This is a genomic window from Emticicia soli (assembly GCF_037860775.1).
GTDB lineage: Bacteria > Bacteroidota > Bacteroidia > Cytophagales > Spirosomataceae > Emticicia > Emticicia soli.
This window is the reverse complement of sequence record NZ_JBBEWC010000008.1, coordinates 296,547-311,578: the sequence shown is the minus strand read 5'-3', so window position 1 is coordinate 311,578 and position 15,032 is coordinate 296,547. Positions and strand designations below refer to the sequence as shown.

The window sequence follows — 15,032 nt, the reverse complement described above, 5'->3', positions numbered from 1 at the left end:
CGATAAATGCCAGTATGTGCCAATGAATGCTTATCAATAAATAGGAGTTCTTAAATAAAACTTTTTTTGATACCCATTAGCGTTTAATAGTGCTGTATCTATCTAATTATCATTTTATTAGGTGTATTTCTTACACTTTATGTAATGAATAAAATTTAGTAATCGTTCGATTTTTTGGTTTAGAAGCCACATCTCACAAAATATTTCGAAAGTGTCAGACGTTTAACAACAGTTTGACACTTTTTTATTGCTCCATCTCTACCATAAATTTCTATGAAATTAAAAGCCGTTATTTTTGACTTCGGAAACGTAATCATCAACATCGACATCCCTCGTACTTTTCAGGCTTTTGCCAGTTTTACGGGTAAAAGGCAAGCTGTTATTGAAAAACTTATAGTAGAAAATCAGTTATTCAGACGTTATGAAACCGGACAATTCACCGACATTGAGTTCAGAGAAATTGTTCGCCAAACTGTTGGTTTCCCTCTTAGCGATAATGAAGTAGATGTAGCATGGAATTCTCTTTTGTTGGATATTCCGGAAAGAAGAATAGATTTACTGAAAGAAATCCGTAAAAAATACCCGATTTACTTACTAAGCAATACCAACAATATTCATATTGAGGCTTCGAACTCATACTTAAAGAAAACCTTTGGGCTAAAACACCTCGACGAGCTTTTCGACCAACTTTTTCTTTCTTACGAAATTGGTATGTGGAAACCCGATGCCGAAATTTACAAATATGTGCTAGATAGCATCAAACTAAAACCGCAGGAAGTACTTTTTTTAGACGATAACCATCACAATATTCAGGCTGCAAATGCACTAGGTATGCAAACTATACTGGTTGAGCCGCCAACTTGTATTACAGAATATTGTAAAACGATTTTTTAAATCGTTTCTTTGCACTTCAATTATACTTAGCTAATGAAGCAAAACCGAACATTACTTATACAAATTGCCTTATTTATTGCTACAATTTTAACCACAACTGCAACCGGAGCTGAGTGGATTTTCGGAAACTCTTTCTTCTTTGGCCCTAATCCAATGGGTTGGGAAGAATTCCTTGAAGGCTTTCGTTATTCAATTCCGTTTTTAGGTGTACTCACTATCCACGAGTTCGGGCATTTTTTTGTAGCACGCAAACATAAAACCGACGTAACTCTTCCTTTTTATATACCTATGTGGCTGGGTGGGCTTAGTTCTACATTTGGCACATTGGGGGCGTTTATCCGCATAAAAGACCGCATCAACTCAAGAGTTAAGTATTTCGATATTGGTATTGCAGGGCCTTTGGCCGGTTTTGTAGCCGCTTTAGTAGTACTATGGTATGGTTTTACTCACCTACCAAGCCTCGACTATGCTTTTGAACTGTTTCCACAGCTAAAACAATATGGCCTTGAGTACGGCAAGTTTCTTGAAACAAGCCCTGATTATATTTCAATCAAGCTCGGTGATAGCCTTTTATTTAAGTTTTTTGAAGAATACATAGCTGTTGGTACACTGCCTCACCCCTATCTTTACACCAATTACCCAATCATTTTTGCGGGTTATCTCTCATTATTCTTTACGGCACTGAATCTTTTCCCTATTGGCCAATTAGACGGTGGGCATATTTTGTACGGCCTTATTGGCGACAAAGCCTTTAATATTGTTTCTCCTATTTTGTTTACTGGCTTTGTGTTTTACGGAGGCTTGGGAGTATTTAATGCACAAGAGTTTATGATGGCCAATAGCGATACGTTTTTAGATTTACTCTGGAAATTTGCGCTCTATATTGGTTTTACCTACCTGTGTTTTTCGAGAATCTCAGAAAATCTTATCACAAACTGGTTGATAACCCTGAGCGTTATTGCGATTCAGCTAGGAATCACCTATTTTTATCCCACAATTGAAGGGTACTCTGGATTTTTAGCCTTTGGCTTGATGATTGGCCGTTTTCTGGGAATCTACCACCCTCCGACCTATGACAAACAACCGCTTACGCTGGAAAGACAGATTCTGGGTTGGCTTGCGCTGTTGATTTTTATTCTGTGCTTTACACCGAAGCCTTTTACTATTATACAACATGTTTAGATGGCTCTATAAAGCCTTGTTTCGATTAGCAGGCTGGAAATCAGTCAATAATGTACCTGCCGACCTTAAAAAAGCTATGTTTGCCGTAGCTCCTCATGCAATCTGGCCCGATTTTCTGGTTGGTGTTGGTGCCCGTGCCGATATAGGGCTTAAAATCGGCTATTTGGGTAAAGCCGAATTATTCCGCCCACCCTTCGGCTGGATTTTCAAGGCTCTAGGTGGTACGCCTGTTATCCGTTCGCACAGCACCAATTTTGTGCAGCAAGTAGCCGAAACATTTAATATGCACGACGAACTAATAGTAGCCATTGCTCCCGAAGGAACCCGCAAAAATGTAGCACGGCTCAAAACAGGCTTCTACTATATGGCGCATACCGCCAAAGTACCTATCGTGATGGTAGGTTTTGATTACCCTCGCAAAACGGTCTTCCTCGAAAAGCCTTTTTATACTACCGGAGATTTTGAGGCCGATATGCAAAAGTATTTTGTTCCTTTCTTCAAAAGCATTCAGGGCACACAAAAAGATTGGGTAGCCAATTATGAAAAGGGAGAGTTTTAGTAGGTTATCGTGAGCGAGCGGCCTTAATCACCTATATAAAATCTTACCAATATCACCACCAAAAACATCTATCAAGCCAGAGATAGCATCACCACAAATCAAATAATTAATAGTCGGGTTAGTTATAAGGCTGGAAATTTCATAATTTTAGGCCGTGGTTTCAAAATTGAAGCTCCCGGAGTTTTTGAAGCAACAATTGAAGGTTGCAGGAATTAATCAAGCGTACGATGAAAAAACAGACACAATCAATTAGAATTCAGACCAAGCGTTCACAATATAGAGAACATTCTACGCCTTTATTTCTGACAAGTAGTTTCTGCTTTGAAGATGCAGAACAGGGCAAAGCGCTTTTCGACGAAACGCTCGAAGGCAACATTTACTCACGTTTTTCAAACCCTTCTGTTCAAGAATTTGTTGATAAAGTATGTATGCTCGAAAACTGCGAAGAGGGCCTGGCTACTGCCACAGGTATGGCGGCCGTATTTGCAGGCTTTGCAGCACACCTTAAATCGGGCGACCACCTGATAGCTTCAAGAGCTTTGTTTGGCTCGGCGCATCAGATTATCACACAGATTCTGGCTAAGTGGGGTGTTACACATACATACCTTGATGCTACGGCATCAGAAGCAGAATGGGAAGCGGCTGTACAAGAAAACACCAAAATGGTGTACCTTGAAACGCCGTCGAATCCGGGATTAGAGCTGGTTGATATGGCTATGATTGGCCGAATTGCAAAAAAACATAACCTGATTTATTATGTTGATAATTGCTTTGCTACACCTATTATTCATACCCCAACCGACTACGGTGCCAATCTTATTGTGCACTCGGCTACCAAGTTTATGGATGGCCAAGGCCGTGTTTTAGGAGGAATTATAACCGGAACAAAAGAATTAATAGCGCCTGTTCGTTTCTTTTGCAGACACACAGGCCCGTCGATGTCGCCATTCAATGCGTGGGTTTTATCAAAGAGCCTTGAAACGCTTGAAATCAGAATGCAGAGGCACTGCGAAAATGCCGTTAAACTTGCCAAAGCATTAGAAAAAATGACAGGCATTGTTAACGTAAAATATCCGCATTTGCCATCGCATCCGCAATATGCGCTTGCTAAAAAGCAAATGAAAGCCGGTGGTGCATTGGTAACATTTGAGCTTGAAGGTGGCTTTGAACGTGTAACACGTTTTACCAAAGCTTTAAAAATAGTATCGTTGTCGTCGAACCTGGGTGACTCACGCACCATCATCACAAACCCAAATACAACCACCCATAGTAAATTACCTAAAGAAGATAAAGCAAAATTAGGTATTACCGAGGGTTTGATTCGGGTTTCGGTAGGTTTAGAAGACGTGAGCGACCTGATTGCAGACTTTAAACAAGCAGCCAAAAAGAGTATGTAAGTAAGGATATATGACTGTTGAACAAAAATATATTGCAGAGATAGTTAAAGCCGAAAACATTCAAACTTTTACAGCTTTCAATAGACTGTTTAATAAGCTCTTGTACGATAAGTCGGAAGCAGCAACAGAAATAGATTTGCTGCGAACCGAGGTAAGTACACTCAAAAAAACTATCGCTGCGAAGGATGCAGAGATAAAAAAATTGAAATTAAAGCAAAAAAAACAAGATTTTATTGAAAAAAACAAAGAAAATAAAAAAGAAAGTGTTAAAATTGTAGCTAATAAAGTACGACAGTCTGAAGAAAAGGCTCAATTGAAGAAGATAATCGAAGATTTAATAAAAGAAATTGATGTGTGCGTTGAGTTGCTGAACGAAGAATAGTTTAACCTATAAAGCCCTTAAGGTGAATCAACAATGGCGAATAGTGAAAAAATAGAGATACATTTAAAAGTACAACAAAAAGTTGTTTCACTGAAAGTACAGCCAGAGTTTGAGCCCTATTTTAGAAAAGCGGCTAGCTTTGTTAACCAACGCCTCACTTTGTATATGACCCAAAATAATGATCTGGACTTAAAAGAACTCCTTATCATTGTGGCTATTGAAGGGCTGGTGGATAGCCAGAAATTTGAGGATAAATATCTGATGTTACAGCAAGACCTTAATAAAAGGTTAGAAGACCTCAACAATCGCCTTACACTTAACTAAAAAATCTTTCGCTTCTTCGTTAGAGCTTATCTGCTTATCTGTCAATCAAATCATTTTTGATCGGTTTTTGTTTTCACTATTGGCGTAGAATAGTCAGAAAACCCTTATTAACAAAAATGATTTTTGTATCATTCTTAATTTTTTTAAACATATAATTTGATGTCAGATATCATCACAATGCTCCTCACAGACCTGGTAGCTTTGGCTATAGGATTCTTTGCAGGTAGAGCATTAATTAAGAAAACATTCCAGACAAAAGAGGCGGAAGCCGAAGTACGTGCCAATGAAGTACTAAGAAATGCCCAACAATCAGCCGAAAACTTAAAAAAAGACAAAATTCTAGAAGCCAAAGAACACTTTTTAAAGTTGAAAGCCGAGTTTGATGAAGAAGCCAACAAGCGTAAAAACATCATCATTCAGAACGAGCAGAAAGTAAAACAAATGCAGCAACAAGCTGCCCAGATGTTGGAGCAAAACAAGCGTAGAGAAAACGAATTAGATACTTTACAACACAAGCTCAACGAACAAGTTGAAGTAGCCAACAAGCGTAAAGAAGAAGCCGAGCGTATGCTTAGCCAACAGGTAGAACAATTAGAAAAAATTGCAAACCTGACCGCCGAGCAGGCCAAACAACAATTGATTGATGCCCTGAAAGGCGAAGCAGAAACAAAGGCATCGTCTTATATTAAGCAAACAATTGAAGAGGCCAAGCTGACCGCTACCAAAGAATCGAAAAAAATCATTATCGAAACCATTCAGCGTACTGCTTCTGAGCAGGCTATAGAAAACTGCGTATCGGTATTTAATATTGAGAGTGACGAGGTAAAAGGTAAAATTATTGGTCGTGAAGGCCGTAATATACGTGCACTTGAAGCCGCAACAGGCGTTGAAGTAATTGTTGATGATACGCCAGAGGCTATTGTAATTTCGAGTTTTGACCCTGTACGCCGTGAAATTGCACGTCTTTCGTTGCACCGATTGGTACAAGATGGTAGAATCCACCCTGCTCGTATTGAAGAGGTAGTAGGTAAAACCAAAAAAGATATTGAAAACGAGATAGTTGAGATAGGCGAACGTACGGTTATTGACCTGGGTATTCATGGCTTACATCCAGAGCTAATCAGAATGATTGGTAGAATGCGTTTCCGTTCGTCATACGGCCAAAACCTATTGCAACACTCACGCGAGGTAGCCAAAATGTGTGCTACTATGGCAGCCGAATTAGGCTTGAACGCTAAACTAGCCAAACGTGCGGGTTTATTGCACGATATTGGTAAAGTATGGCACGAAGAGCAAGAATTGCCACACGCCTTGCTAGGTATGGAACTAGCTAAAAAGTACAAAGAACACCCAGAGGTTATCAATGCCATTGGTGCTCACCACGACGAAATCGAGATGACCTCAATGATTTCGCCAATTGTACAGGTCTGTGATGCTATTTCGGGTTCTCGTCCGGGTGCACGCCGTGAAATGATGGAATCTTATGTACAACGTCTGCGTGATTTGGAAGACCTGGCGCTATCGTTCAACGGTGTTGAAAAATGCTATGCGATACAAGCCGGCCGTGAATTGCGTGTAATTGTAGATTCTGAGAACGTAAACGATGAAATTGCAAGCAAGATGTCGTTTGATATTTCGCAACGTATCGAAAAAGAAATGCAGTATCCGGGTCAAATTAAGGTTACTGTGATTCGTGAAATGCGTAGTGTAGCTTATGCAAAATAATATTTAAAATAGACTTGAAAGAGGCGTTGTGAGCAATTACAACGCCTCTTTTGTTTAATACTCTAAAAATGGAAACACAAGCATTGATTGATAAGCTGATACAAAGCAGAAAACTATTATCTGATACTAATGAAGATTGGGAAATTTATGACGTAATTGAGCAGGAAATATACCAGCAAAAAAAGGTAAGAGACCTTGAAGTATATTTCTACGGGTTTGACGATGAAACCTTCGGAGACCCTGAGATTCTGAATTATTTAGAATGCATATTTTATGGTACAAGAATCGGAGAAGAAGGGAATAGATATACAGAAACAGAAATCATAGAAAAACTAATTCAGAATTTTAAAATCTTTACTCCTCATGCCTGTGATTGGTATGGTTTAATTATTCAGGAGCTTCTTGCCCATTTTTCAGATAAAACATACGATGGTATGTGTGAGCAAATAGCTAAACTAAGCATTGAACACAAAAAAGAATTGGGCGAACTATTAGAAAACGCTGAAAGTTTCTCGGACTATGATGATATAGATAGAATTACAGACCAATATGAAAGTTTAATAGCACAATGTGAAAGCTGAAATCACTGCGATGTTTTATTACCATCTGATAAAATTTCAGTAAAGCACTGTATCGGTGAATCATATAGATTATACATTTGTTAAAAACTAAAACCACAAAGAAAATGTCTATTTCCAAAGAAGATGAATTAGAGGGCATGAAAAAAGTGAGCGAGGCTGTGGCAATCACGCTTCGGGAAATGAGAAACCATGCAAAGCCAGGCATGACAACCAAAGAATTAGACAATTTTGGTGCCGAAATATTGGCCAATTTAGGTGCAAAATCTGCGCCATTACTAACATATAATTTTCCGGGAGCAACTTGTATTAGTGTAAACCACGAAGTTGCCCACGGGATTCCTTCAGAAAAAACAGTGTTGCAAGAAGGTGATTTGATTAATATTGATGTATCGGCCGAGCTAAACGGGTTCTGGTCTGATAACGGTGGTTCGTTTGTTTTAGGTGCCGATACAAACCAGCACCAAGCATTGGTTGAAGCCTCAAAAACTATACTTAAAAAAGCCATCAGCCAAATAAAAGGTGGCGTAAAAATAGCTGATATTGGCCGGTTGATTGAAACCGAAGCCAAGAAATCAGGCTATAAGGTTATCAGAAACCTGACAGGCCACGGCGTGGGCCGCAGCCTGCATGAAGAGCCGCACGAAATAGCCAATTTCTACGACAGATACAATACCGACCGATTCAGAAAAAACTCGGTAGTAGCCGTAGAAACCTTTATTTCTACGCATTCAACCATGGCCGATACCCAAAGCGATGGTTGGACGCTGCTAGGCAACAGAGGCGGCTATGTAGCTCAACACGAGCATACAATTATAGTAACTTCAGGCCAACCAATTATACTTACCGAAATGAATGAAATATGGAATTAAATGTCTGAACTTTGATTTACCTGATTGTGCTGATTTCGCTGAAAAGTTCTCTGCTGAAATCAGTAATAATCATTAAATCAGGTAAATCAAAGTTCAGATAAATAATCCACTAAATGATAAAAACATGGAATACAGACAATTAGGGGCATCAGGTTTACAGGTGTCGGTGTTAAGTTTTGGTACTGCTACTTTTGGCGGTGGAAACGAGTTTTTTAAAGCCTGGGGAAGCACGCAGGTTGAAGAAGCCACCCGCCTTGTTGATTTATGCTTGGAAGCAGGCATTAACTTATTTGATACTGCCGATATATACTCAGATGGTTTGTCAGAAGAGATATTAGGTAAAGCCATTGCCGGCAAAAGAGACCAGTTGTTGATTTCAACCAAAGCTACTTTTACTTTTGGCAAAGGGCCAAATAATCAGGGGTCTTCTCGCTTTCATTTACTGAAACAGGTTGAAGGAAGCCTGAAACGCCTCAATACCGATTACATTGATGTTTACCACATGCACGGTTTTGATGGGGTTACACCTGTTGATGAAACGCTCCGCACGCTCGACGACCTGGTACAGAGCGGCAAGGTAAGATACATAGCAGCCTCTAATTTTTCGGGTTGGCATTTGATGAAATCATTGGCTATTTCGGAAAAATACGGCTGGAATCGCTACGTGGCGCATCAGGTGTATTATGCATTAACCAACCGTGATTATGAGTGGGAGTTAATGCCTTTGGGTATAGACCAGAAAGTGGGTGCCATTGTGTGGTCGCCATTGGCAGGTGGCTTATTGGGTGGTAAATACAAACGCAGCCAGCCAAAACCAACTCATACCCGCACAGCACAAGGCGGCAGCCCGATTCCGGCAGCAGTAGTTGATGACGAGCTATTGTATAACGTGGTTGATGTGTTGGAAGACATTGCGGCCGAAACCGGAAAAACCATTGCACAGGTGGCCATTAATTGGGTATTGCAAAGACCAACGGTATCGAGCATTATTGTTGGTGCCCGCAACGAAACGCAACTGAAGGAAAACTTTGAAGCAATAGGCTGGAATCTGACAAATGAGCAAATACAACGCCTTGATAAAGCAAGCGAGGTACCTCCTATTTATCCGTATTGGCATCAACGTCAGAACCTGACGCTGAATCCTCCGCCTAAATTCTATTAATCAAGCGAGGTAAACGTTTTTTTACAATTTAAAGGCAAGGGTATTTATGACCTTTGCCTAAATTTTAAACCACAAAAAAATGTTTACACTCAGCCAGATTAAAGAAGCGCACGCCAAAGTAAAAAGCGGAGCCGATTTCCCGAAATATGTTCAGGAATTATCAGCATTAGGCATATTAGTCTATACTACTTATGTGAGCGATGGGCATACTGAATACATTGGTACAGATAGCCATACGCTTACATCAGAAGCCAAATATACAACTTTGGCAATAGCTAGCGAAAGCAACGCAGAAGCATTTAAAAACCACCTGAAAAGCCATCAGCAAGGACAAACCGATTATCCTACCTTTTGTAAGCAAGCCGCTGAAACAGGTACCCAAAAATGGGTAGTTGATGTTGTGAATATGACCTGCACGTATTATGACACACAAGCACATGTGATGCTTGTGGAAGTAATACCAGGTGTATAAGATAATAACTATAAAAAGACCGTCGGAATTGATTTTTGGCGGTCTTTTTTATGGTTTCATTAAGCCTACCTAAAACAAAAAAGACCGCCCTTATGAGGCAGTCTTTTTTGCATTTATAGCTAAAATTTTACAGCGTACGTTTAATTTCTTTGATTTCGAAACTTTCGATAGTGTCTCCTACCTCAATGTCGTTGAAACCTTTGATACTCAAACCACACTCAAAATTAGTTCTTACTTCGTTTACATCATCTTTGAAGCGTTTCAATTGAGAGATTTCTCCTTCATGAATCACGATACCTTCTCTGATAACACGCACTTTGTTGTTACGCTTAAAGCTACCGTCTGTTACGTAACAGCCGGCAATAGTACCTACTTTACTGATTTTGAATACCTCTCTAACCTCAATTGTACCTACAATAGTTTCTTCCTCTTTCGGTGCCAATAGTCCTTCCATTGCATCTTTGATTTCGTTGATGGCATCGTAGATGATAGAGTACAATCTGATTTCAATTTCCTCTTGGTCAGCTATTTTTCTGGCACTGTTTGACGGACGAACCTGGAAGCCGATAATGATGGCATCGGCAGTTGAAGCAAGGTTCACGTCAGACTCAGAGATTTGTCCTACGCCTTTGTGAATAATGCTTACTTGTACTTCTTCGGTCGAAAGTTTCAATAATGAGTCAGAAAGGGCTTCTACCGAACCGTCCACGTCACCTTTCACGATTACGTTTAGCTGATGGAATGCTCCGATAGCTTTACGGCGGCCAATTTCTTCGAGTGTAATGTGTTTTCTGGCTCTTAAACTTTGCTCACGCATAATCTGCTCACGTTTGTTCGCAATTTCACGTGCTTCACGTTCAGTGTCCATGATATTAAACTTATCACCCGCTTGCGGCGCACCCGGTAGACCCAGAATCTGAACAGGCGTTGATGGCCCGGCTTCTTTTATTCTGTTACCCAAGTCGTTGACCATTGCTCTTACACGACCAAAGTATGGCCCCGCCAGAATAATATCTCCAACTTTCAGCGTACCGTTTTGTACCAGAATAGTAGCTACATATCCACGGCCTTTATCAAGTGACGCTTCAATTACAGTTCCTACTGAAGACCTTTCAGAATTAGCTTTCAGGTCTAGTAACTCGGCCTCAAGCAATACTTTGTCTAGCAACTCGGCAATACCAATACCTTGTTTGGCCGATACTTCCTGCTCTTGATATTTACCACCCCAGCTTTCAACCAGAATGTTTTCTTTCGATAAATCCTCACGGATTTTCGCAGGGTTAGCACCCGGTTTATCAATTTTGTTGATAGCAAATACAATTGGTACGCCGGCATTCTGTGCGTGGTTGATGGCCTCACGTGTTTGAGGCATCACGCTGTCGTCGGCAGCTACTACTACAATTACAACGTCGGTAATTTTAGCACCTCTGGCACGCATGGCGGTAAAGGCTTCGTGACCCGGAGTATCAAGGAAAGTAATCTTCTTACCTTTGTTAGGGCCGTCTTTCATCTCTACCGAGTAGGCACCAATGTGCTGGGTTATACCCCCTGCCTCACCGGCTGCTACACGTGTACGGCGTATGTAATCGAGCAATGATGTTTTACCGTGGTCAACGTGACCCATAATGGTAACAATCGGTGCTCTTGGCTCTGTATCTTCAACATCGGCATCTTTATCAACCGTATCTGACTGCACCTCTTCTTCGGCCGAGATAAATTGCACATCATAATCGAAATCAAGTGCAATCATCTGTATTACTTCGGCATCAAGACGTTGGTTAATCGAAACGAACATACCCATCTTCATGGCAGCAGATATTACCTCTGTAACCGATACGTTCATCATCGAAGCCAATTCGGCTGCTGAAATAAACTCAGTTACTTTTAATACGTTGCTGTCTTCCTGCTCTTGCATGATACGCTGCTCTTCTTGCTCAGCACGCATCTTGCGCTTATCCTTACGGTATTTCGCTCCGAAGTCATTCCCCTTGGTTTGCATACGAGCCATCGTTTGTTTGATTTGCTCCTTAACCTCGGTTTGAGATACTTCTTCACGGCGTTCTTTCTTCTTCTTGTTGTCAGGTTTTTTGGCATTTGTGCCACCTGTTGCACCGCCTGTGGTGTTACCTTGTGGTTTACCTTTTGCCGCAGCGCCCTCGTTGCTATTTACTTTCTCAACTCTTTTTACACGTTTACGCTTGCGTTTACGTTTAGCATCTTCTGCACTTGAGCTAGATTTTTTCTCAACCGGCAACTCAATTTTACCCAATACTTTTAAACCCTGAAGTTTTTCACCTCTGGCCTGAATCAATTCAGGTTCTTCAACCTCCTCAACTGGCGGAGGTGTAGGTTTTTTGTATTGTGTCGGCTGTGGCGGTCTTTGGTCAGCATTAGGTCTGTTGTTCTGATAACCTCCCTGCCCTTGCTGACCCTGCTGCGGTGGCCTTGGTGGTCTGTTCGGGTCTCTATCCCTATTATCTCTGTTAGCAAAATCACGGTTTCCTTGGTTACCCTGCCCTTGCTGATTCGGATTGTTATTAGGCCGGTTCTGGTTGTTCCAGTTATTAGGTCTGTTGGGGTCTCTGTTGTCTCTTTGACCTTGATTCGGACCTTGCCCTTGGTTGTTTCTGTCTCTGTTCTGAGAGAAATCTCTGTTTTGTGGATAATCTCGGTTCGGACGTCCGTCTCTGTTGCCCTGATTATCTCTATTCTGAGGTGTTTGAGGTTGTGGTTTTTCCACAGGTATTTTTGGTAGTTCTGGTTCTATTTTAACCTCCGTTTTAGGAGTTTCTACTAAAGGTTTCACCTCTTCCTCTTGTTTTTGTACCTTAGGTTCAGGTTTTTCTTCGGCCTTTGGTGGTTCTACCACTTTTACAGGCTCAACAACCACTGGTTTTGGTGGTTCTTCTACCTTTGGTTTTTCAACTATAACAGGTTCTGCTTTAGGAGGCTCTGGTGTTGGTTCTGGTGTCGGTGTCGACGGTGGAGAAGGTTTTCTATCTAAATCTATTTTTCCCAAAATAGTTGGTCCCTGCAATTTTTGCTCAGCACGAATCACCTCGACAGGTTTTTCGGGGCTTACCTCAGGGGTTTTGTCAACCTTTTTCTCCTCGGCTTTTGGTTGGTCTCTAAAATAAAGAATATCCACATCACCTGACGAAGTTTTTGGTGCTTCAACAGGTTTTGCAGCCGAACTTTCTTCGAACAAAGATGAACTATTAAATTCTTTTGATAATATATTTAATTGCTCAAAGTTGAGTTTGGCGTTTGGATTGTTATCAATACGATGCCCCTTACCAGCCAGCTTCTCTACGATGGTAGTAATACCAACGTTTAGTTTCTTCGCCGCAAGGCTTATTCGCATTTCTTTTTGTTCTATCATAAAGTAAATTAAAAATCAGTTGAGTTATTTTTGAGTTGCCGGACTTATTAGAAAGAATAAAAAACCTTTACCATTATAGATAACACCAATTTAGCGTCTCCTGTTCCTTGTATGCTGAGTTTGAGTAATATTTACTCAAACTCAGGTATAGTTTTTATTCAAATTCTTTACTCAAAATGTCTAATATTTCGGCAATGGTTTCTTCTTCAAGCTCGGTACGGCGGGCAATATCTTCTACCGACAATGCGAGTACAGATTTTGCGGTGTCGAGACCAATCTTGCGGAACTCGTCAAGAATCCAGTCCTCGATTTCGTCAGAGAATTCAGATAGATCAACATCTTCTTCTTCTTCTTCTCCTTCAAGGTCACGGAATACATCCAGTTCCATGTTTACTAATTTACCAGCCAGTTTAATATTCATGCCTCCTTTACCAATAGCCAGAGATACTTGGTCTGGCTTCAGGTAAACCGATACCCTCTTCTTCTCGTTATCCACTTGAATAGTACTGATTTTTGCAGGGCTTAGGGCTCTCGAAATCAATAGGTTCAGGTTATCAGTCCACTGGATCACATCAATATTTTCGTTCTCTAATTCACGTACAATGGTGTGAATACGAGAACCTTTCATACCTACGCAAGCGCCCACTGGGTCAATGCGGTCGTCGTACGACTCAACAGCCACTTTGGCTCTTTCGCCCGGCTCACGCACAATTTTACGAACAGAGATAAGTCCATCAAGGATTTCAGGGATTTCTTGTTCAAACAAACGCTCAAGGAATACCGGCGACGTACGCGACAAAGTGATGCGTGGGGTTCCGTTATTCATCTCAACTTTATGAACAACTGCTTTAATGCTTGTGCCTTTTCTTGGGCGGTCTTTCGGAATCTGTTCTGTTTTCGGCAGTACTAATTCGTTACTTTCTCCATCAAGACACACTAATTCTTTACCTAAAATCTGATAAACTTCTACTATGATTAACTCACCTACCAAATCTTTATATTTGGCATACAACATCTCTTTCTCTAAATCTTTAATCTTCTGGATTAGGGTCTGGCGTGCGGTTTGTACTACACGGCGGCCAAAATCTTCTAATTTAACTTCATCAGCTACTTCTTCACCAATTTCAAAGTCAGGCTGAATCTTCTGGGCTTCCGAAAGCATAATTTTATCAGGATCCCAAATATCTTCAGAGTTGTCATCTACGATTTCACGGGTACGCCACATTTCCAAGTCGCCGCTGTCGGCATTTATGATAACATCGAAATTGTGGTCAGTACCAAATTTTTTACGAATCATTGTCCGGAATACGTCCTCTAATACCTTTATCATGGTTGGACGGTCAATGTTCTTTTCACGGGCAAATTCTGAAAACGATGCAATTAACTCTCCGCTGTGCATATTCTATTCATGAGTTAGTGATTTTGTTGATTTAGTGAATGATTCGCTTCATTCATCAAAACTCATTAAATCAATTTCTTAATTATAATTTTTATTTAAAGGAAATAATTACTTGTGCTTCTTTTATGTTTTCAAGTGGAATATTTATTGGTTCGATGGGGTCGTTTTTCGCTTTACCTGTGCGTTTTTTGTCTTCAATCAAAGTAATTTCCTGGTTAGCAAGACCCTCCAATTTACCTTTGATTTCGCTCCCATCTTTTAGTACTACTTTCAGACTCCGGCCTATGTTTTTCCGATACATTCTTTCGCTTTTCAGCGGAAAATCTGTACCGGGCGACGAAACTTCTAAAGTGTATTTATCGGGCATTATTTCGTCTAATTCTTTGCCCAGTTTGCGGCTTATGTCGGTACATTCATCAATTCCGATGCCTTCGTCGGTATCTATCAATACCGTAACTTTGCTGTTAAGTCTTGATAATGATACTTTTATATCTGCAATAAAATATTTGCCGTCTTCCAAGAGCGGTTGTAATAGCTCTTCTATCTTTTGTTTGTGTTCTATATTCATATCTTGGCTACATCGGAATCGACCTTATGTAAGCAGACTCCCAAATATACAAAGAAAAAAGGAGGGCTCCGCTCCTCCTTTTTCACAATTCTTATGCAAAGATAGTAATATTTTTCGGTTTTTACAAATATGCGTG

At 40.5% G+C, this 15,032-nt stretch carries 15 protein-coding genes; 12 read left to right on the top strand and 3 right to left on the bottom strand.

Going from position 1 to position 15,032, the window contains the following annotated elements:
• Positions 1-273 precede the first annotated feature (273 nt).
• From WAE64_RS15065 to WAE64_RS15015, 12 genes are all read left to right on the top strand, one after another.
• Positions 274-894 (top strand): HAD family hydrolase, encoded by a 621-nt coding sequence (locus WAE64_RS15065; protein ID WP_340237803.1) that lies wholly within the window; start codon positions 274-276, stop codon positions 892-894.
• A gap of 33 nt (positions 895-927) precedes the next feature.
• Positions 928-2,076: a site-2 protease family protein gene (locus tag WAE64_RS15060; RefSeq protein WP_340237802.1), complete on the top strand. Its 1,149-nt coding sequence runs from the start codon at positions 928-930 to the stop codon at positions 2,074-2,076.
• Positions 2,069-2,635, top strand: coding sequence for a 1-acyl-sn-glycerol-3-phosphate acyltransferase (locus tag WAE64_RS15055; protein WP_340237801.1), 567 nt, complete (start codon positions 2,069-2,071; stop codon positions 2,633-2,635). The genes WAE64_RS15060 and WAE64_RS15055 overlap by 8 nt, the downstream gene beginning before the upstream one ends.
• Before the next feature lie 51 nt (positions 2,636-2,686).
• Entirely contained in the window at positions 2,687-2,851 is a 165-nt protein-coding gene (locus WAE64_RS24785; protein ID WP_379977504.1) for a 3-coathanger stack domain-containing protein, read from the top strand.
• An 11-nt stretch (positions 2,852-2,862) separates the two neighbouring features.
• Positions 2,863-4,032, top strand: coding sequence for a trans-sulfuration enzyme family protein (locus tag WAE64_RS15050; protein ID WP_340237799.1), 1,170 nt, complete (start codon positions 2,863-2,865; stop codon positions 4,030-4,032).
• A 10-nt stretch (positions 4,033-4,042) separates the two neighbouring features.
• The gene (locus WAE64_RS15045; protein ID WP_340237797.1) at positions 4,043-4,414 is read left to right on the top strand and encodes a hypothetical protein; all 372 of its coding nucleotides are present in this window, start codon (positions 4,043-4,045) and stop codon (positions 4,412-4,414) included.
• A 33-nt stretch (positions 4,415-4,447) separates the two neighbouring features.
• Positions 4,448-4,738 carry a cell division protein ZapA gene (locus WAE64_RS15040; RefSeq protein WP_340237796.1) on the top strand — a complete coding sequence of 97 codons (291 nt, stop codon included), beginning with the start codon at positions 4,448-4,450 and terminating at the stop codon, positions 4,736-4,738.
• A gap of 159 nt (positions 4,739-4,897) precedes the next feature.
• Positions 4,898-6,463, top strand: a complete 1,566-nt coding sequence (gene rny, locus WAE64_RS15035) for a ribonuclease Y (protein ID WP_340237795.1) — start codon at positions 4,898-4,900, stop codon at positions 6,461-6,463.
• 68 nt (positions 6,464-6,531) lie between these two features.
• Entirely contained in the window at positions 6,532-7,044 is a 513-nt protein-coding gene (locus tag WAE64_RS15030) for a hypothetical protein (RefSeq protein WP_340237793.1), read from the top strand.
• 104 nt (positions 7,045-7,148) lie between these two features.
• Entirely contained in the window at positions 7,149-7,913 is a 765-nt protein-coding gene (map, locus tag WAE64_RS15025) for a type I methionyl aminopeptidase (RefSeq protein ID WP_340237791.1), read from the top strand.
• Positions 7,914-8,037: 124 nt separating this feature from the next.
• Positions 8,038-9,075, top strand: a complete 1,038-nt coding sequence (locus WAE64_RS15020) for an aldo/keto reductase (protein ID WP_340237790.1) — start codon at positions 8,038-8,040, stop codon at positions 9,073-9,075.
• A gap of 79 nt (positions 9,076-9,154) precedes the next feature.
• Complete coding sequence (locus WAE64_RS15015; protein ID WP_340237789.1) at positions 9,155-9,547, top strand: DUF1398 domain-containing protein; 393 nt, start codon at positions 9,155-9,157, stop codon at positions 9,545-9,547.
• Between the two features lie 127 nt (positions 9,548-9,674).
• Here WAE64_RS15015 and infB read toward each other — a convergent pair whose 3' ends face one another.
• From infB to WAE64_RS15000, 3 genes are all read right to left on the bottom strand, one after another.
• The gene (gene infB, locus WAE64_RS15010; RefSeq protein ID WP_340237787.1) at positions 9,675-12,929 is read right to left on the bottom strand and encodes a translation initiation factor IF-2; all 3,255 of its coding nucleotides are present in this window, start codon (positions 12,927-12,929) and stop codon (positions 9,675-9,677) included.
• Positions 12,930-13,083: 154 nt separating this feature from the next.
• Entirely contained in the window at positions 13,084-14,328 is a 1,245-nt protein-coding gene (nusA, locus tag WAE64_RS15005) for a transcription termination factor NusA (protein WP_340237785.1), read from the bottom strand.
• A gap of 91 nt (positions 14,329-14,419) precedes the next feature.
• On the bottom strand, positions 14,420-14,896 hold the full coding sequence (locus tag WAE64_RS15000) for a ribosome maturation factor RimP (protein WP_340237783.1): 477 nt from the start codon (positions 14,894-14,896) through the stop codon (positions 14,420-14,422).
• Positions 14,897-15,032 lie beyond the last annotated feature (136 nt).